This is a genomic window from Streptomyces sp. NPDC036813, assembly GCF_055609245.1.
In genome coordinates this window covers 1-18,647 of record NZ_JBVJPV010000019.1, presented here as the reverse complement: position 1 = coordinate 18,647, position 18,647 = coordinate 1, and the positions used below count along the sequence as shown (strand labels likewise).

15 protein-coding genes, 1 rRNA gene and 1 pseudogene are annotated in these 18,647 nt (G+C 73.1%); 3 read left to right on the top strand and 14 right to left on the bottom strand.

All coding sequences use genetic code 11. The features are described from left to right. Positions 1-24: 24 nt before the first annotated feature. Both ACZ67Q_RS32365 and ACZ67Q_RS32360 read right to left on the bottom strand, forming a co-directional pair. Positions 25-1,623: a flavin monoamine oxidase family protein gene (locus ACZ67Q_RS32365; RefSeq protein ID WP_471189476.1), complete on the bottom strand. Its 1,599-nt coding sequence runs from the start codon at positions 1,621-1,623 to the stop codon at positions 25-27. An 11-nt stretch (positions 1,624-1,634) separates the two neighbouring features. Then, positions 1,635-3,143, bottom strand: a complete 1,509-nt coding sequence (locus ACZ67Q_RS32360; RefSeq protein ID WP_471189474.1) for an APC family permease — start codon at positions 3,141-3,143, stop codon at positions 1,635-1,637. A gap of 223 nt (positions 3,144-3,366) precedes the next feature. Between ACZ67Q_RS32360 and ACZ67Q_RS32355 the strand changes: the two genes are divergently transcribed. Beyond that, positions 3,367-5,010 (top strand): PucR family transcriptional regulator, encoded by a 1,644-nt coding sequence (locus ACZ67Q_RS32355; protein ID WP_471189472.1) that lies wholly within the window; start codon positions 3,367-3,369, stop codon positions 5,008-5,010. Positions 5,011-5,039: 29 nt separating this feature from the next. Here the strand turns inward: ACZ67Q_RS32355 and ACZ67Q_RS32350 are convergent, their stop codons facing one another. The 5 genes from ACZ67Q_RS32350 to ACZ67Q_RS32330 all read right to left on the bottom strand — a co-directional run bounded on the left by ACZ67Q_RS32350 (position 5,040) and on the right by ACZ67Q_RS32330 (position 10,402). Next, complete coding sequence (locus tag ACZ67Q_RS32350) at positions 5,040-6,176, bottom strand: glycosyltransferase family 4 protein (RefSeq protein WP_471189470.1); 1,137 nt, start codon at positions 6,174-6,176, stop codon at positions 5,040-5,042. Positions 6,177-6,535: 359 nt separating this feature from the next. Beyond that, the gene (gene recN, locus ACZ67Q_RS32345; protein WP_471189468.1) at positions 6,536-8,278 is read right to left on the bottom strand and encodes a DNA repair protein RecN; all 1,743 of its coding nucleotides are present in this window, start codon (positions 8,276-8,278) and stop codon (positions 6,536-6,538) included. Positions 8,279-8,371: 93 nt separating this feature from the next. Next, positions 8,372-9,277, bottom strand: a complete 906-nt coding sequence (locus ACZ67Q_RS32340; protein ID WP_361625914.1) for an NAD kinase — start codon at positions 9,275-9,277, stop codon at positions 8,372-8,374. Beyond that, entirely contained in the window at positions 9,274-10,089 is an 816-nt protein-coding gene (locus tag ACZ67Q_RS32335) for a hemolysin (RefSeq protein ID WP_471189466.1), read from the bottom strand. Before ACZ67Q_RS32335 ends, ACZ67Q_RS32340 begins: the two co-directional genes overlap by 4 nt. 7 nt (positions 10,090-10,096) lie before the next feature. Next, positions 10,097-10,402 carry a hypothetical protein gene (locus tag ACZ67Q_RS32330; RefSeq protein WP_471189464.1) on the bottom strand — a complete coding sequence of 102 codons (306 nt, stop codon included), beginning with the start codon at positions 10,400-10,402 and terminating at the stop codon, positions 10,097-10,099. A 42-nt stretch (positions 10,403-10,444) separates the two neighbouring features. On the opposite strand from ACZ67Q_RS32330, the gene ACZ67Q_RS32325 reads away from it, so the two are divergent. After that, positions 10,445-10,792 (top strand): SCP2 sterol-binding domain-containing protein, encoded by a 348-nt coding sequence (locus ACZ67Q_RS32325; protein WP_471189462.1) that lies wholly within the window; start codon positions 10,445-10,447, stop codon positions 10,790-10,792. Positions 10,793-10,829: 37 nt separating this feature from the next. On the opposite strand, the gene ACZ67Q_RS32320 is transcribed toward ACZ67Q_RS32325, so the two are convergent. The 4 genes from ACZ67Q_RS32320 to ACZ67Q_RS32305 all read right to left on the bottom strand — a co-directional run bounded on the left by ACZ67Q_RS32320 (position 10,830) and on the right by ACZ67Q_RS32305 (position 14,920). After that, positions 10,830-11,687 carry an ABC transporter ATP-binding protein gene (locus tag ACZ67Q_RS32320; protein ID WP_471189460.1) on the bottom strand — a complete coding sequence of 286 codons (858 nt, stop codon included), beginning with the start codon at positions 11,685-11,687 and terminating at the stop codon, positions 10,830-10,832. Next, positions 11,684-12,751 carry a FecCD family ABC transporter permease gene (locus ACZ67Q_RS32315; protein ID WP_471189731.1) on the bottom strand — a complete coding sequence of 356 codons (1,068 nt, stop codon included), beginning with the start codon at positions 12,749-12,751 and terminating at the stop codon, positions 11,684-11,686. Before ACZ67Q_RS32315 ends, ACZ67Q_RS32320 begins: the two co-directional genes overlap by 4 nt. An 8-nt stretch (positions 12,752-12,759) precedes the next feature. Next, on the bottom strand, positions 12,760-13,803 hold the full coding sequence (locus ACZ67Q_RS32310; RefSeq protein ID WP_471189458.1) for a FecCD family ABC transporter permease: 1,044 nt from the start codon (positions 13,801-13,803) through the stop codon (positions 12,760-12,762). Between the two features lie 88 nt (positions 13,804-13,891). Beyond that, positions 13,892-14,920, bottom strand: coding sequence for an HAD-IIA family hydrolase (locus ACZ67Q_RS32305; RefSeq protein ID WP_471189456.1), 1,029 nt, complete (start codon positions 14,918-14,920; stop codon positions 13,892-13,894). 75 nt (positions 14,921-14,995) lie between these two features. Here ACZ67Q_RS32305 and ACZ67Q_RS32300 point away from each other — a divergent pair, with 75 nt between their 5' ends. Then, positions 14,996-16,288, top strand: a complete 1,293-nt coding sequence (locus tag ACZ67Q_RS32300) for a DUF1015 domain-containing protein (RefSeq protein ID WP_471189454.1) — start codon at positions 14,996-14,998, stop codon at positions 16,286-16,288. Between the two features lie 86 nt (positions 16,289-16,374). On the opposite strand, the gene ACZ67Q_RS32295 is transcribed toward ACZ67Q_RS32300, so the two are convergent. From ACZ67Q_RS32295 to rrf, 3 genes and pseudogenes are all read right to left on the bottom strand, one after another. Continuing rightward, positions 16,375-17,184, bottom strand: a complete 810-nt coding sequence (locus tag ACZ67Q_RS32295; RefSeq protein ID WP_471189729.1) for a tetratricopeptide repeat protein — start codon at positions 17,182-17,184, stop codon at positions 16,375-16,377. A 21-nt stretch (positions 17,185-17,205) separates the two neighbouring features. Beyond that, positions 17,206-18,060, bottom strand: a pseudogene (locus ACZ67Q_RS32290) (hypothetical protein); the annotation flags it as partial. A 414-nt stretch (positions 18,061-18,474) separates the two neighbouring features. Next, positions 18,475-18,591 (bottom strand): 5S ribosomal RNA (rrf, locus tag ACZ67Q_RS32285). Positions 18,592-18,647: the final 56 nt, after the last annotated feature.

Genomic DNA, 18,647 nt, shown 5'->3' with positions numbered 1-18,647 from the left:
CGCCGCTACCCGATGCACACGCATCTAACCCAGTGCGGCGATCACCTCGCGCGCCGCCCGCTCTCCCTCCGTCGCGCCGCCCTCCGTGTAGCCCTGGAAGTCGTAACTGCAGTGCTCGCCGCCGATGTGGATGTTGCCCTGCGCGGTCCCCTCGTAGCCCGCGTACCGGTGCAGATAGCCCACCGGCCAGTAGGAGTAGGCGCCGTACGAGTACGGGTTGAGGTGCCACGCGGACAGCTGCGCGCGGCCCGTCCACGCGCCCGACGTGCCGGGGAAGAAGGCGTCGATGTCCTTGAGGTACTTCCCGGCGAGACTCTTCACATAGGGGTCGCTCTCGTAGGAGAAAGGTCCCGCCGGGGTCAGCGACCTGGCGAGGCTGCCGCCGCCGTACTGGATGAGGATGCCGCCGGTGCCGGGCTGGACCTTGGTGGTGTCCCAGGTCTGCTGCACCCGGCCGTCGGTGAAGCACTCGCCCGCGGACACGCCGGGCCAGGGGCCGGTGCCGCGCCAGGGTCGGCTGGAGAACTGCATGTTGAGTTTGGTGCAGTACCCCATGCGGGCGTCCCGCAACAGGCTGGTCATCCGGGTGTCGAAGCCGGCCCGGCTCAGATCGAGCCGTTGCAGGATCGGCAGCGGCACGCACAGCACGGTGTGGTCGGCGGTGACGGTGCGGGTGCTGCCGGCCTCGCTGAAGGTCAGCGTCTGCGTGCCGTCGGCGTTGGCGCGTACCGCCTGCAGCGACCAGCCCTGCCGGATCGTCCCGGCGGGCAGGAAGTCGGCGATGGCGTGCGGGAGTTGGTCGTTGCCGCCGACGATGTGGTAGCGCTCGTCGGACAGGCCCCAGATGTTGAAGTCGCCCGGATTGGTCTGGTAGCCCATCAGCAGCACCAGGGCGAGCGAGGACTGGTCGGTGGTGTCGGCGCCGTACTCGACGTTGTAGGCGACGTCGAAGAGCTGCCCCAGCCGGGAGGCGTGGCCGCCGGGCACCCGGGACTCGATCCAGTCGTACAGGGACATGTTGTCCAGGGCGGTGCCGGCTGCTGTGGTCTGGTTCCACTTGACCTCTCCGGCGGCCTGGAGGTCGGTGTGCAGGGCCTGGTAGACGGGCTTGAAGTCCTCGTCGGCCTGCGCGCGCGGGTAGTAGGCGCCGCCGAAGAAGAACACCTCCTCGGCGCCGTTCGGGCCGCCGCCGAGGAAGTCCTCCAGGGGGAGGGAGAAGCGGCGGCACAGTTCCTGGATCTTCTTGTGGCCGGTGTCGATCAGCTCGCCGCCGATCTCGGAGGTCTGCCCCCAGGCCCAGTGGTCGCGCTGGGAGTACATGCGCCCGCCGACCCGGTCGGGGTTGGCCTCGTAGAGGGTGCAGGCGTATCCGGCGTCGCGGAGGGTGAGCGCGGCGGTCAGCCCGGCGATTCCGGCGCCGACGACGGCGATGCGCGGTGCGGAGGCGGCGGCTGCTCTGTCCGGAGCCGCCACCGCGGTCACCGCGGCGGTGGCCAGAGCGCCCTTGAGGACGCTGCGGCGGCGGAGCCCGCGTGCCTCGGCGACGGGTACACCGAGCCGGTGGGCGGCGGCGTGGTCGGCGGTGAGGGCGCTCAGGGCGTGCATCAGCTGCGTACGGGACACGGTGCGGCTCCTCAGGCGTTGGCGGGGGCTTCCTCGATGTCGCTGTCCGTGCGCTCGGCCGCGTCCTCCAGGACGATCCGGCCGATGATCTCGTAGCGTTCCGGCCGGCGGGCCCGCAGATACAGGCCGAGGCCGAGGCCGCCGAAGAAGACCAGCCCGACGATCCACGGGATGGCCTTGAAGAACAGGGAGTCGGCCGCCGTACCGGCCGCGGTGTCCATGTTGACCACGAGCAGCACCACCACTGCGGTCATGCCGATCCCGCCGAGCAGCGGCGCGGTGAAGGTGCGGAACCAGTGCCGGTCCTCGGGGTGGTTCTTGCGGAAGTAGCCGATGACCGCGAAGGAGCACAGGGTCTGCACGATGAGGATGGCCATCGTGCCGAGGATCGCCAGCAGCGTGTACAGGTGGATGTACGGGTCCTGTCCGGTCGCCCAGAACGCGCCGACGAGGGCGACGGCGATGACGGACTGCACGAAGGAGGCGAGGTACGGCGAGCCGTGCCGCGGGTGGGTGCGGCCGAGGGCGGGGTGCAGGAACCCCTCGCGGCCGATGGCGTACAGATAGCGCGCGGCGCACTGGTGGAACGCCATGCCGCAGGCGAACGATCCGGTGATCAGCAGCCACTGGAAGGCGTTGACCGCCCAGCCGCCGATGAAGGTGTGGGCGGGGGCGAAGAACAGGTCGAGCGGGCTCGCCCCGGCGGAGAGCTTCACCGCGCCGGTCAGTCCGTTGCCGGCGATGGTCATCCAGGAGACGTAGATGTAGAACAGGCCGACGCCGACGACGGAGATGAGCGTCGCGCGCGGGATGACCCGCTTGGGGTCGCGGGACTCCTCGCCGTACATCGCCGTCGACTCGAAGCCGACCCAGGACCAGAAGGCGAAGAACAGGCCGAGGCCGGCGGAGGCGCCGGTGAAGGCGTTCTCGGGGTTGATGGGCTCGACGGGGATGCCGTCGGGGCCGCCGCCGTGCAGGAGTACGGCGGTGGCGACCGCGAAGAGGACGGCGATCTCCGCGATCAGCATCACGCCGAGCGCCTTGGCGGTGAGATTGATGTCGAAGTACGCGAGGACGGCCGTGACCAGCAGCATGGCGGCGGCGTAGACGACCCAGGGCAGGTCGACGCCGAGCTGGTCGTGGACGGTGGTCTTCGCGAAGTAGGAGAAGACGCCGACGATGGACGCCTCGAAGACGATGTACGCGAGGACGGCGAGCATCCCGGAGGCCAGGCCTGCGATCCGGCCCAGGCCGTGCGAGATGTAGCCGTAGAAGGCACCGGCCGCGGTGATCCGGCGGGCCATCGCGACATAGCCGACGGAGAAGACCGTCAGCACGACGGTGGCGAACAGATAGCCGGCCGGTGCGCCGGTGCCGTTGCCGTAGCCGACCGCGATGGGCAGGTTGCCGGTCATCGCGGTGATGGGTGCGGCGGTGGCCACCGCCATGAACACCACACCCACCAGTCCTACGGAATTCGCTTTGAGGCGTTGCACCTCTCGCGTGGGAGTTTCTGCCATTCCCGCCCCTCTCACCGTGCATTCACAACGGAATCCGAAGATCACGTAGCGGTTTACCTGCGGATGCGTCAGTGTGGCGGTGGAGTGACGCATGCCACAACAGACAGGCGGTCACGCTATTGAGCGTCCGGGGCGACGCAGTGTCGCGGCGCGGGCGGCGGTGATCGCCCCTGTGACCGCCCGGAGATGTCACTGCAACACACGCCCGGGTAGCGTCCGCTGCATGGACAGCCGCACCGACCACCGATTCGACACCCAGGGCACCGGGATCACCGTGCAGCGGGCACTGGAGCTGCCCGGCCTGCGCAGCGGGCTGCCCGAGGTGCTCGCGGGCGCCGACCGGCTCGGGCGCACGGTGCGCTGGGTTCACGCGGGCGAGGTGCCCAACATCGCCTCCCTGCTCAAGGGCGGCGAACTGCTGCTGACCACGGGATACGGCGTCGGCACCCGGCCGGCCGAGCAGCGGGCGTTCGTGCGGACCCTGGCCGAACGCGGTATCGCGGCGCTGGTGGTGGAGCTGGGCCCGCGCTTCGCCCGGCTGCCCGCGCCCCTGGTGGAGACGGCGCGGGCGGCGGGGCTGCCGCTGGTCCAACTGCACCGCGAGGTGCCGTTCGTGACGGTCACCGAGGAGATCCACACCGAGATCGTCAACGGCCACTACGCGCTGCTCCAGCGGGCGGAGGAGGTGCACCGGCGCTGTACGCAGGCCCTGCTGGGCGGCGGCGGAGTGCCCCAGGTCCTCGGCATCCTGGCCGACTTCAGCGACAACCCCGTCTTCCTCGAGACGGCCGACGGCCGGCTGCTGTACGCCGCCGGGGCCGGGCCGGAGGGCACCGATCCGCTCCAGGTGTGGGAGGGGCTGCGCGGCCCGCACAAGGATGCGCCGCCGCCGTCGGGTTCGGTGCTGGTGGACGTCCCCGGCGGCGGTCCGGGGGCCGGTTCGGTGCGGGCCCGGCTGGTGCTGCTGCCGGTGCGCTCACCGCTGGCGCCCGTGCACCGGATCGCCGGTGAGCGGGCCGCGGGCATCCTCGCGGTGGTGCTGATGCAGGCCCGCCAGGAGGAGGAGCTGGCCGCGCGCGGCCGCGGCGACTTCCTCACCGACCTCGCCGAGGGCCGGATCACCGCCGAGGACGCCCCGGCGCAGGCCCGCGTCCTCGGCTTCAAACCGGGCACGGGTCCCCTGCTGCCGGTGGTGATGCGGCTCGGCGACGCCCTCTCCCCCGGCGGCGGCTGGGCTGTTCTGGCCCGCGCGGTCTCGGAGGAACTGGCGGCCGTGGGCGTGCCGGTGCTGATCGGCGTACGCCCCGTCGAGGGCCGCGTGCTGGTCCTTTTGGGCCTGCGCTCGGAGTCGGAGCGCGCGGCGGTCGCCGACCGGGTCGCGGCGGCGCTGCGGGCGGGCGTGGAGCGGGCCGCGATGCAGCGACCGGGCGCACAACCGCCGGTCGTGGTGGTCGGGGTCGCCGGCGGCTGGGCGGCCGCCTCGGCGGGCCTGCGGCACGCGGCGGAGACGGCGACGGCGGCGCAGGGCCTCACGGACCGCCCTTGGTACGACGCCCGCCGACTGGACATCGACCTGCTGCTGTGGCGGCTGCGCGACCACCCGGACCTCGAGGCCTTCGTGGACCGCGCGATCGGTCCCCTGCGCGACCACGACCGCCGCTCGCGCCCCCCGCTGCTGCCGACCCTGGAGACCTACCTGGCGCACGCCGGCCGCAAGGCGGAAACGGCCCGCGAACTGCACCTGAACCGCCAGACCCTCTACAACCGGCTCGCCCGCATCGGCGAACTCCTCGGCACGGACCTCGACGACCCCCAGACGGTCCTGGCCCTGAGCCTGGCCCTACGGGCCCGCCGGCACGTGCCGTAGCTGCGACCGGAGCCACGTGCCGCAGGGGCTTACAGCCACGGCGAGGGCTTGGTCAACTCGTCGTAGACGCTCAGCACTTGAGCGACCGTCTCGTCCTCCGACGGCCAGGTGGCCGCCTGCCGCGCGCCCTTGTGCCGCAGTTCCTCGCAGCGGCCGGGGTCGCCGAGCAGGGCGACCACGTGCGAGGCGAGCGCCGGGGTGTCGCCGTACGGCACCAGCTCGGCGGCGTCGCCGACGAGTTCGCGGATGCCGCCGACGTCGGTCGCGACCAGCGGTACGCGCGCGTGGAGCGCCTCCTGGGCGAGGACGGACCGTGACTCCCAGCGGCTGGGCAGCAGCGCGAGATCCGCGGCGGCGAGCAGCTCGCCGACGTCGTCGCGGCGCCCGAGCAGCCGCACCGGCAGCCCTTCGTCCTCGATACGGCGCTGCAGCTCCGCCCGCAGCGGCCCCTCCCCGGCGATCGCGACCAGCGGCACCGGGTCCAGCAAGCGCCAGGCGCGCGAGGCGTCCAGCAGGAGGTCGTATCCGCGGTGGCGCTCCAGGGAGCCGACCGCCAGCAGCAACGGGCGCCCTGTGGAGCCGAGTTCGGCCCGCACCTTGGGCCGCCGGCGCTCCGCCTCCTCGTCCTGCGCGGCCGGGCGCGACCCGGGTACGGAGACCGCGGCGAGCCGGGCGTCCCGGGCGCCGGTGCGGCGGGCGACGTCCACCAGCACGGAGCTGGTCCCGAGCACCACGGCGGCGGTCCTGGCCACCCGCCGCTCCAGCAGCCGCAGCAGCTGGGCGCGCGGCCCCTCGGCGTACGCCCGGTCGTGCCAGGTGACGATGAGCGGGGTACGGCGCCCGCTGAGCGCGAGCACCGCCCGGAAGGAGGCGTGCAGCCCGTGCGCGTGCACCAGGTCGGCATTGGCGCAGGCCGCCCGCAGCGCGGCGACGGACACCGGGTCGCTGCTGCGCGGCACGGCCACGTGGTCGGCACCGGCGCCGGTGAAGTCGTAGGCGTGATCGGCCTCGTAGGGGGCGCACACGGTGACCTTCACGCCCCGTGCGACGAGCCCGGCGGCCAGCGAGCGCACATGGGCGCTGCTGCCGGCGTTGCCTCCGCCGAGCACCTGCACGGTGCGCAGCGGCGGCCGGCCGTGCGGTGACGGGCTGCTCGCGGGGGTCACGTGGCCGGGCTCCTGGTTCGGCGTGGGACGGTCACGAAGAGAACGTACAGAAGGATCGCGCGAAGGGGGTGGACCACACCGTTTCCTCCGCCGCTGACGCCAAGAATGCCAGCACGTACGGCTGTTCCGGGAACCCCGGGGGCGCGCGCCCGCCCCGAGCGCCCTCCCGACGTCACTCAGGCGCCCCTCTACGTCACCCACACGAGTGAGTCCGCCGCCTCGCCTGCCTTCTTTCCACAGCCCCCGGCCGGTCCGCTCGCCTCGCGGACGGTCACCCGGTGCCGCGGCACGCGGGCTGGTCGCGGCAGCACCGGTGAGGCCGGCGGCCGCGAGGGCCCGGCGTCGCGGCCGGGCGCCTCTCAGGCGTCCGCGCGGGCCGTCGCGAGGAGTTCCTCCGCGTGGGCGCGGGCCGTCTCGGAGTCCTCCTGGCCGGCCAGCATCCGGGACAGTTCGCGGATGCGGTCCTCGCCCTCCAGGACCTTCACGCCCGAGCGGGTCACCGAGCCGTCGTTGGTCTTCTCCACCAGCAGCTGCCGGTCGGCGAACGCGGCCACCTGCGGCAGGTGCGTGACGACGACGACCTGCGCCGACTTCGCGAGCCGCGCCAGGCGCCGCCCGATCTCCACCGCTGCCTTGCCGCCGACGCCGGCGTCGACCTCGTCGAAGAGGTACGTCGGCACCGGGTCCGTGCCCGCGAACACGACCTCCACGGCCAGCATCACCCGGGACAGCTCACCGCCGGAGGCACCCTTGGCGATCGGCCGCGGCGGGGCGCCCGGGTGCGGGGCGAGCAGCAGCTCGACCTCGTCGACGCCGTGCGGGCCGTAGGCCACCGTGCGCCCGTGCACCTCGACGCCCTCCGGGTCGTCGGTCTGCCGGATGTCGAAGGACACACGCGCGTGCGGCATCGCCAGCGACGCCAGCTCCGCGGTCACGGCCGCAGCGAACCGCTCGGCGGCCTCCGTGCGCGCCTCGGTCAGCGCCTGCGCGAGCCCGCCCAGTTCGGCGCGCAGCCCGTCGCGTTCGGCGGTCAGTTCCTCGATCCGCTCGTCGTCGCCGTCGAGTTCGGTCAGCCGCTGCGCGCTGCGTTCGGCCCAGGCCAGCACGGCGTTCACGTCCTCGCCGTACTTCCGTGTCAGCTGGGTGAGCGCGGCCCGCCGCTCCTCCACCGCCGCCAGCCGCAGCGGATCGGCGTCCAGGTCGTCGGCGTACCCGGCCAGCTCCCCGGCCACGTCCCCGAGCAGGATGCCGATCTCGCCGATCCGGTCGGCGAGCGCGGCCAGCGCCGGATCGTGCGACCGGACGGCCTCCAGGGCCCGCTGGGCGCCCGCGACCAGGGTGGTCGCGTCGATGCCCTCGGGGTCCTCCGGATTGCCCGCGAGCGCGGCGTGCGCGGCCGTCGCGGCCGACGACAGCGCCTCCGCGTGCCCGAGCCGCTCGGCCTCCTCGGACAGCTCCGTGTCCTCACCGGCGCGCGGCTCGACCGCGGCGATCTCCTCGAGGCCGAAGCGCAGCAGGTCGGCCTCCTGGGCCCGCTCACGCGCGCGTGTCGTGATCTCGTCCAGCTCGGCGGCAACGGCCCGCAGCCGCTTGTACGCCTCGCGGTACTTGGTCAGCGGCACGGCGACCGCGTCCCCGGCGTACCGGTCGAGCGCCTCGCGCTGCCGGGACAGCTTCAGCAGCCCCTGCTGGTCGGTCTGCCCGTGCACGGCGACCAGGTCGTCGGCCAGCTCCGCGAGCAGCCCCACGGGTACCGACCGCCCGCCCACGTGCGCCCGCGACCGGCCCTCGGCGGACACGGTGCGGCTGATCAGCAGCGCCCCGTCGTCCAGCTCGGCCCCGGCCTCCTCGGCGCGTACGACGGCGGTGGCGTCCGCGGCTACGGTGATCCGGCCCTCGACGACCGCCTTCTCGGCCCCGAGCCGCACGAGCGCGGCGTCTGCGCGCCCGCCCAGCAGCAGCCCGAGGCTGGTGACCACCATGGTCTTGCCCGCGCCGGTCTCGCCGGTGACGGCGGTGAACCCGGGCGACAGCTCGACAACGGCGTCGTCGATGACACCGAGCGACCGTATCCGCATCTCTTCCAGCACGCACAAGACCATACGAGGTCCGGCGGGGCGATTGCGACCGCCCCGCCTTTGTCACCCACCCGAGCGAGGCCCGTCGTCCGGTCGACCCGGCGAGGGCCCAGGAGTCTAGTGCGGCGCCCCGCGCCAACCCGAGACCGGCAGCGCGAACTTCGCGACGAGCCGGTCGGTGAAGTTCGCATGGTGCAGCCGGGCCAGCCGCACCGGCACGGCCCCGCGCCGCACCTCGACCCGCGCGCCCGGCGGCAGCTCCACCGTCCGCCGCCCGTCGCACCACAGCACTCCCGGAGGGACGTGCGGCAGCACCTCGACGGCCAGCACGGAGTCCGGCGCCGTCACGAGCGGCTTCGCGAACAGCGCGTGCGCCGAGATCGGCACCATCAGCAGCGCCTCGACCTCCGGCCACACCACCGGCCCGCCCGCCGAGAACGCGTACGCCGTCGACCCGGTCGGCGTCGCGCACACGATCCCGTCGCAGCCGAACCCGGTCACCGGCCGCCCGTCGATCTCCAGCACGACCTCGAGCATCCGCTCCGCGGACACCTTCTGCACGGCCGCCTCGTTCAGCGCCCAGTCGGTGTGCACGATGTCGCCGTTGCGGTGCACGACGACATCGACGGTCATCCGCTCCTCGACCTCGTACGACCGCGCCACCACCCGGTCGACGACCTTCTCCAGGTCGTCCCGCTCGGCCTCCGCGAGGAAGCCGACCCGCCCCAGGTTGACGCCGAGCATCGGCACCCCGGACGCCCGCGCGAACTCCGCGCCGCGCAGCAGGGTCCCGTCACCGCCCAGGACGATGAGCAGCTCGCACCCGTCGAGGCACTGCGGAGTGGCCTCCTTGACCAGCTGCACCTCATCCGGCAGCGGCAGGTCGACCGCCTCCGCCTCGAGGACCCGCACCCCGATACCGGAGCGGAGCAGGCCCTTCACCACGAGCTCGGCACTGCGCACGGCCGCCGGCCGTCCGGTGTGGGCGAGCAGGAAAACAGTACGAGCTCGGTTCTGCGTCAACGCGGCCCCTCCGCCACTGCACGGTCAACATCGGCCGGGTCCAGGGCGGGCGCCCCGGCACGCAGCCACAGAAAGTACTCGACGTTGCCGGACGGCCCGGGCAGCGGAGACGCGGTGACACCCCGCACCCCGAGCCCCAGCTCCCACGCCTTCTCGGCGACACCCCGCACGGCCTCCGCCCGCAGCTGCGGACTCCGCACGACACCCCCGCTGCCCAGTCGCTCCTTCCCCACCTCGAACTGCGGCTTGACCATCATCACAAGATCGGCGTCCGGCGTCACGCACCGCACCAGGGCGGGCAGCACCAGACCCAGCGGGATGAACGACAGATCCCCCACGACCAGATCCACGGGCTTGCCGTCGATCGCCTCCAGCGTCAACTCGCGTACGTTCGTACGGTCCTTGACGGTGACGCGTTCATCGCTCTGCAGCGTCCAGGCGAGCTGCCCGTACCCGACGTCCACGGCGACCACGTGCGCGGCCCCGGCCCTCAGCAGCACATCCGTGAAGCCGCCCGTGGACGCGCCGGCGTCCAGTGCCCGCCGGCCCTCGACGACCAGTCCCTGCGGCACGAAGGCCGCCAGCGCCCCGGCGAGCTTGTGCCCGCCCCGGGAGACGTAGTCGGGATCGCTGTCGTCGGCCGTGACGACGATCGCCGCCGCGGTCTCCACCTGGGTGGCGGGCTTGGTCGCGACGGTCTTGCCGACGGTGACCCGCCCCGCGGCGATCAGCTGGCTGGCGTGCTCACGCGAGCGCGCGAGCTTGCGGCGGACCAGCTCCGCGTCCAGACGGCGACGTGCGACTCCTGCCACGGTGCGTTCAGCTCCTGCTCTGGTACGACGACGAGGACGCCGTCGGGTGTGACGAGGGGGGCGCCGGAGGTCCCGGGCGGGCGTCGAGCGCGGTGAGCGCGTCGCGCAGCCCCCGGTGTACATCCTCGTACACCTCGAGGTGTCCGTCCGTGGCGAGGTGGTCGGCGTCGGCCAGCCGGTCCAGGGCGGCGTCGACGTCGGCGTTGCCGGTGGGGGTGCGGTCCGCGTTCAGCGGGGCCGGGGCGGCGGGGTCGTACGCCGGCTCGTCCGGGCCCTCCTCGTGCGCCTCGGCGTCGGGGACGGTGTCGTGCATGCCCAGACGCTACCTCGAAGCCCTGCTGTACCGTCGAGCGCGATGGCCACGATCGAGGAGTGCCGTAGCGCACTCGACAAACTTTCGGACAACATGCAGCGCGCCGAGGGCGACGTCCGCGAGGCCGCGGCCCTGGACCGTTCGGTGAGCTGCCACATCAGGGACCTGGACGTCACGTTCGCCGGGCGGCTGACCGGCGGCCGGATCCGGGTGGACGACACCCTTCAGGGGCCGCCGCCGGGGCGCGCCGAGATCCGGCTGGCCATGGCCGGCGACGACCTGGTGGCCCTGGTGAACGGCGAGCTCAACTTCGCGCGCGCCTGGGGCTCGGGGCGGGTGAAGCTGGAGGCGAGCCTGATGGACCTGTTCCGGCTCAGGAAGCTGCTGTAGCGCTTCCGGCTCAGGAAGTTGTAGCGCTCCGCGGCCGTCAGGATGGCTCCGCGGCGGCCACCGAGGCCCGCACCCGTGCCGCGCGCGCGGCCGGCACCACCAGCGGGGTCCCGGTCTCCGGATCGTCGATGACCTGGCAGCGCAGCTGGAAGACCTCCTCGACCAGCTCCGCCGTGACGATGTCCTTCGGCGCGCCCTGCGCGATGACCTCGCCGCCCTTGAGGGCGATCAGGTGCGTGGCGTACCGGGCCGCGTGGTTGAGGTCGTGCAGGACGGCGACGAGGGTGCGGCCCTGCGTCTCGTGCAGCTCGGCGCACAGGTCGAGCACGTCGATCTGGTGCTGGATGTCGAGATAGGTCGTCGGCTCGTCGAGCAGCAGCAGGGGCGTCTGCTGGGCGAGCGCCATCGCGATCCACACGCGCTGGCGCTGACCGCCGGACAGCTCGTCGACGTACCGGTCGGCGAGTTCGGCGACCCCGGTCTGCGCCATGGACTCCTGTACGACCCGCTCGTCCTCGCTGGACCACTGCCGCAGCAGGCCCTGGTGCGGGTAGCGGCCGCGGCCGACGAGGTCGGCGACCGTGATGCCGTCGGGCGCGATCGACGCCTGCGGCAGGAGGCCGAGAGTGCGGGCGACCTTCTTCGCGGGCATCGACTGGATGACCTGCCCGTCCAGCAGCACCCGGCCCCGGCTCGGCTTGAGCATCCGTGACAGCGCCCGCAGCAGGGTCGACTTGCCGCACGCGTTCGGGCCGACGATCACCGTGAAGGAGTGGTCGGGGATCTGCACCGACAGCTGCTCGGCGATGACGCGCTGGTCGTAGGCAAGGGTGACGTTCTCGGCGGACAGGCGGTTCACGGTGCTCCTATCGGTGTTCTGATGCATGCCGCTCATATCCGGCCCGCGCGGCGCTCGGTGACCAGCAGCCACAGCAGGTAGACACCGCCGAGCACGCCGGTGACCACACCGACGGGCAGCTGGTCGGCACCGAACAGCCGCTGCGAGGCGAGGTCGGCGGCGACCAGGAGGGTGGCGCCCATGCACAGCGACGGCACGAGGTTCGGCCCCGGCGAGCGGGTCAGCCGGCGGGCGAGCTGGGGCGCGGTGAGGGCGACGAAGCCGACGGGGCCGGCCGCGGCCGTGGCCGTGGCGGTGAGCAGGACGGCCGCCACCATCAGCAGCATCCGCACCCGTTCGACGCGCACGCCGAGGGCGCCGGCCATGTCGTCGCCCATCTCCATCATCCGCAGGCCCCGCGCGTTGGCGAGGACCAGCGGCACCAGCACCGCGCACAGCGCGAGCAGCGGCCACACCTGCTCCCAGCCGCGGCCGTTGAGCGAGCCGGTCATCCACACGATCGCGCGGGCCGCGTCGACCAGGTCGGCCTTGGTGATGAGGTAGCCGTTGACGGCCGTGGCCACGGCGGCGACGCCGATACCGACCAGGACCAGCCGGTAGCCGTGCACGCCCTGCTTCCAGGCGAGCAGATAGATGGCGAGGCCGGTCAGCAGGCCGCCGGCCAGCGCGCCCAGGGTGACCTGCGCGGTGTTGCCGCCGATCAGGACGATCACCACGAGCGCCCCGGCCGTCGAGCCCTGCCCGAGGCCGAGGACGTCCGGACTGCCCAGCGGGTTGCGGGAGACGGCCTGGAACAGCGCGCCGCCCAGGCCCAGCGCGGCCCCGACCAGCAGACCGACCAGCACCCGCGGCAGCCGCAGTTCCCGGATGATGAACTCCTGGCCCGGGTTGCCGTCGCCGAGCAGTGTCCTGATCACGTCCCCGGCGGAGATCGGGAAGTCGCCGGTGCCGATCAGCACGACGCTCGCGGCGAGCGCGGCCACCAGCAGCAGGGCGACGACGACCAGCGCGCGCACGTCGAGGCGCAGCGACAGCCCGCCGGGCGTGCGCAGCACACGCGGGCCACGCCCCTTGAGCGCAGCCGTGCTCGTCTTCTTCACTGCCGTGCTCACAGCTGCGCCGTCCTTCGCCGTCGGACCAGGAAGATGAAGACCGGACCGCCCAGGACGGCGGTGACGACACCGACCTGGAGTTCCGAGGGCCGCACGGCGATCCGGCCGAGCACATCGGCGCCGAGCAGCAGCACGGGCGACAGGACGGTGGCGTACGGCAGGATCCAGCGCAGGTCGGGTCCGGTGAAGGAGCGCACGACGTGCGGCACCATCAGTCCGACGAACAGGATCGGCCCGCAGGCGGCGGTGGCCGCCCCGCACAGCACGGTCGCGGCGAGCATGGCCAGCGCCCGGGTCCGGTTGAGGTTGGCGCCGAGCGCAGTGGCGGTGTCGTCGCCCATGGCCATCGCGTTCAGCGGGCGGGCGAGCGAGAGGGCCAGCAGGGTGCCGACAGCGAAGAACGGCAGCACCTGCCGGATGGTCCCGTCGGTCGCGGAGCCCAGCGAGCCGACGGTCCAGAAGCGCATCTTGCCGAGCGCCGCGTCGTCCGTGATCATCACGGCCTGTACGAACCCGTACAGCGCGGCGGTGATCGCGGTCCCCGCGAGCGCCAGCCGGACGGGCGTGGCGCCCCGGCTGCCGCCGAGGAACCACACCAGCGCGCCCACGACGGCGGCGCCGAGGAAGGCGAACCACACATAGCCGGTCAGGCTGGTGATGCCGAGATAGGTGATGGCCGTGACGACCGCGGCGGACGCGCCCGCGTTGATCCCGAGCAGTCCGGGATCGGCCAGCGGGTTACGGGTGAGCGCCTGGAGCACGGCCCCGGACAGGCCGAGCGCCGCCCCGGCGAGCAGCCCCAGCACGGTCCGCGCCAGCCGGTCGTCGACGACGACGTCCCCGTATGTCCCGGTGTCGTGGAACAGGCCGTGCCAGACCTGTTCCACGGACAGCTGTTTGGCGCCGACGGCGATGCTCGCCACGACGAGGAGCGCCAGGAGCGCCACGGCGAGCAACAGCCCGGCGGCACGTATCGCCCGGCGACTCGGGGGCGCGGGAGCGGTCGCCGCGCGCTGTTCGGGAGGACTGTCGACCAACACGAGGTTAGGTTAGCCTACCCTCGCTCCGCTCCACGATCCCCGGTCGTAGCACCGCACCCGCCGCCGTCTCCTCGACCCGGCACCCCGCTCACAGCCCCAGCCGGGCCAGCGCCTTCCCCCCGTCCAGCTCGCACACACCGTCCCCGGCCGCCGTCCAGGCCGCCGCGCACAGCGCCCGCAGACCGTCCAGCGCCTCACCGTCCCCGCTCAGCGCCAGCTGCTCGTCCCCGGCCCGGGCCGTCCACCCGCCGCACCGGAATCCGTCACCCTCCTCGGTGATCTCCGGCTGCCCGGTGAGCATCCCGCGCAGATCCGCGTCGACATACGTCGGCCGGTGCTGGGGCGGCGCGGCAAGCAACTGCGCGCCGTCGGTGACACCGGTCAGCACGAGCAGCGAGTCGACACCGCCGTTGAACGCCCCCTCGATGTCCGTGTCCAGCCGGTCCCCCACCACCAGCGGCCGCTCCGCACCCGTGCGCAGGATGGTCTCCTTGTGCATGGGCGGCAGCGGCTTGCCCGCCACCTGCGGCTCGGCACCGGTCGCGATCCGCACGACCTCCACCGCCGCGCCGTTGCCCGGGGCGATGCCGCGCCCGCTCGGGATCGTCAGATCCGTGTTGGACGCGAACCACGGCACCCCGCGCGCGACCGCGTAGGACGCCTCGGCGAACCGGCCCCACGGCAGATCCGACCCGCCGTACCCCTGCACCACCGCCACCGGGTCGTCGTCCGCCGACTCCACGGGCACCAGGCCGCGTTCGCGCAGCGCCACCCGCAGCCCCTCCCCGCCGATCACCAGCACCCGCGCACCGGCCGGCACCTGCTCACTGATCAGCCGTGCCACCGCCTGCGCCGACGTGATGACGTCCTGCGCGCCCGTCGGTATGCCCAGCTCGGTCAGATGCTCCGCGACGACGTCCGGCGTGCGCAGCGCGTTGTTCGTGACGTACGCGAGATGCATCCCGCCCGCACGCGCGGTTTCCAGCGACTCCACGGCGTACGCGATCGCGTTCCCGCCCGCGTACACCACCCCGTCCAGATCGAGCAGCGCCGTGTCGTACGCCTCGCTCAGGGCCTGCCCACTGCCCTCGGGCCTCGTCCTGACGCTCCGGCTCATTGCACATCGCTCCTCGGTTCGCCTGCTCTTTCCCCCGATCATCGCGCATACCGGTGACACACGTACGATGCCGGGATGGACACAGCAGGTCACTCGGAAGCAACGGCGCGCCGGGGCCTCGAACTCACCCCGTTCCGAGGTCTGCGCTACGACCCGGACCGGGTCGGCAGCCTCGCCGCCGTCACCTCACCGCCGTACGACGTCGTGGTCCGCCCCGACGGCCTGCACCACCTCCAGTCGTCGGACCCGTACAACATCGTCCGCCTCATCCTGCCCCAGGCCGGAACGCCGAGCGCCCGCAACGAGCAGGCCGCCGACACCCTGCGCCGCTGGCTCGACGAGGGCGTGCTCACCGCCGACCGCGAACCCGGTCTCTACGTCTACGAACAGCGCGACGGCGACGGCATGCTCCAGCGCGGCCTGATCGGCGCCCTGCGCGTCACCGACCCGGACGACGGCCTGGTCCTGCCGCACGAGGACGTCATGCCGCACGTGGTCGCCGACCGCGCCGCCCTGATGCGCGCGACCTCCGCGAACCTCGAACCGCTGCTGCTGACGTACCGCGGCAACGGCCCCACGGCCGCCGCCACCCGGGCCGTCGAGAGCGCCGCGGAGCAGCCACCGCTGCTGTCGACGACCACCGAGGACGGCTTCACCCACCGCCTGTGGGCCCTCACCGACCCCGCCGAGCTGGCCGCGATCCAGGCCGACCTGGCCCACCACCAGGCCCTGATCGCCGACGGCCACCACCGCTGGGCCACCTACCGCCGGCTGCGCGAGGAACACCCGTCCCCCGGCCCCTGGGACTACGGTCTGGTCCTGCTCGTCGACACCGCCCGCTACCCGCTGCGGGTGCGCGCCATCCACCGGCTCCTGCACGGCCTGCCCGTCGCGGACGCGGTCGCCGCCGTCGAGGGCCACTTCCGGGTGCAGCGCCTGGAGGTGGCGCTGCCGGAGGCCCTGGAGGCCCTCGCCGACGCGGCCTGCGCGGGCAACGCCTTCCTGCTGGCCGGCGACGGCGCCTTCCACCTCCTCGACCGGCCCGACCCGGCCCTCCTGGCCCGCACGGTCCCCGCCGACCGCCCCGCCGCCTGGCGCACCCTGGACGCGACGGTTCTGCACGCCACGCTGCTCGAGCACGTCTGGCACATCCCCGAGGACTCCCCGGCCCACATCGCCTACATCCACGACACGGCCGCCACCGTCACCAAGGCCGAACGCGACGGCTCCACGGCGGTCCTTTTGCACCCGGTACGGGAGGAGGTCGTCCGCGACCTCGCCCGCCAGGGCGTCACCATGCCGCGCAAGTCGACGTCCTTCGGCCCGAAGCCGGCCTCCGGCCTGGTCCTGCGCGCCCTCGACCTCTGAAGGCCCCCGACCGCCGAAGGCGGGCACAACGACGAAAGGGCGGGCCCCGGAGTGAATCCGGGGCCCGCCCTCTGCCGTCATGGCCGTCAGTCGTTGTCGCCGTCGCGGTCGGCGTCCGCATCGGAGTCGGCGCCGGTGTCGGCGTCCTTCGCCTCGGAGGTCTCGGTGTCCTCCGTGACCTCCGTGTCCTCCGCGCCCTCCGTGTCCTCCGCGCCCTCGTCCAGGGCGTCGACGAACTCCACACCGTCCAGCTCCGCAAGCCGGTCGGATGCGTCGGTGCTGCCGTCGCGGTCCGCCTCCACGGCCTTGGCGAACCACTCGCGCGCCTCGTCCTTACGGCCGGCCGCCAGCAGCGCGTCGGCGTACGCGTACCGCAGCCGCGCGGTCCACGGCTGAACCGAGTTCGAGGCCAGCTCGGGGCTCTGCAGCGTCACGATGGCCGCGTCCAGCTGCTCCATGTCCCGCCGGGCACCGGCGGCGACGAGCCGCATCTCGACCTGGCCGGCCTTGTCGAGCTTGTGCACCTCCGGGGCACCGGCCATGTCCAGCGCCTTCTCCGGCCGCCCGAGCCCACGCTCACAGTCGGCCATCACGGGCCACAGGTCGACGTTGCCGGTCATACGGCGGGCAGCGCGGAACTCCCCGAGCGCCTCGGCGTACTTCTGACTGGCGTACGCCGCGAAACCTGCGGCCTCCCGCACGGCGGCGACACGCGAAGCCAGCCGCAGGGCCACCTTGGAGTAACCGTAGGCGCCCTCGGGGTCCTCGTCGATGAGCCGCGCGACCATCACCAGGTTCTTGGCGACGTCCTCGGCGAGCGTCTTCGGCAGGCTCTGCAGCTCCTGGCGTACGTCCTTGTCGATCTCCTCGCCGGTGACGTCCGGCGGGATCGGCAGCCGCTTGATCGGCTCGCGGTCGCGGTCGCGCTCGTCACGGAAGCGTCCGCCGCCGCGCCGGTCGTCACGGCGGTCATCGCGCCGGTCGTCACGGCCACGGAAACCGCCCGGCCGGCCACCACGGTCGTCACGACGGGGGCCGCGAGCGCCACGGTCGTCCCGGCCACGGAACCCGCCACGGTCTCCGCCGAAGCGACGCTCGCCGGTCCGCTCACCGCCACGGTCTCCGCCGAAGCGCCGCTCGCCGCCGCGGTCGTCCCGACGGTCGTCGCGCCGGTCGTCCCGACGGTCGTCGCGCCGGAACCCGCCGCGGTCGCCGCGGTCGTCACGGCGGAAGCCGCCACGGTCACCGCGGTCGTCGCGTCGGTCGTCACGGCGGAAGCCACCGCGGTCACCACCCCGGTCGCCACCGTCCCGGCGGCCATAGCCGCCACGGTCACGGTCGTCCCGGGGGGCGTAGCCGCCACGGTCACGGTCGTCCCGGCGGTCGTCCCGGGGGGCATCACGCCGGTCGTCCCGGCGGTCGTCACGCCTGTCGTCGCGGCGGAAGCCGCCACGGTCGCCCCGGTCGTCACGCCGGCCGAAACCACCCCGGTTGTCGTCGCGACGGAACGAGGGACGGTCGCCACGCTCACCACCACGGTCATCGCGACGGAACGAGGGACGGTCGCCACGCTCACCACCACGGTCATCGCGACGGAACGAGGGACGGTCGCCACGCTCACCACCACGGTCGTCACGGCGGAACGAGGGACGCTCACCGCGCTCACCACCACGGTCATCGCGACGGAACGAGGGACGGTCGCCACGCTCACCACCACGGTCATCGCGACGGAACGAGGGACGCTCACCGCGCTCACCACCACGGTCATCACGGCGGAACGAGGGACGGTCGCCGCGGTCGTCACGGCGCGGGCCCCGGTCCCGGTCGTCGCGCCGGGCGAAACCACCGCGGTTGTCGTCACGCCGGAACCCACCGCGGTCCCCACGGTCACCGCGATCGCCACGGTCGTTCCGGTCGTCACCCCGGCGGTCGTCGCGGCGGAAACCGCCGCGGTCGCCGCCGTCACGGCGGCCAAAGCCGCCACGGTCACGGTCGTTGCCGCGGCGGACCCCACCACGGTCGCCGCGGTCCCCGCCCTCCCGGCGCCGCTGATCGCGCTCCGGACGGTCGTCGGGAGAGTTGGTGGACATCGGTGACTCCTGTCTTCGGTACTACAAGCATTGTAAAAACAAAAGGACCCCTGGTCCCAGCTGAACGCTGGTGACCAGGGGTCCTTCCCAAAGATTGTTCGGCGGCGTCCTACTCTCCCACAGGGTCCCCCCTGCAGTACCATCGGCGCTGTAAGGCTTAGCTTCCGGGTTCGAAATGTAACCGGGCGTTTCCCCTACGCTATGACCACCGAAACCCTATGAAACTGTCGAACCATGCCACACCACCCGGAAAACCGGACGGGGCTGTT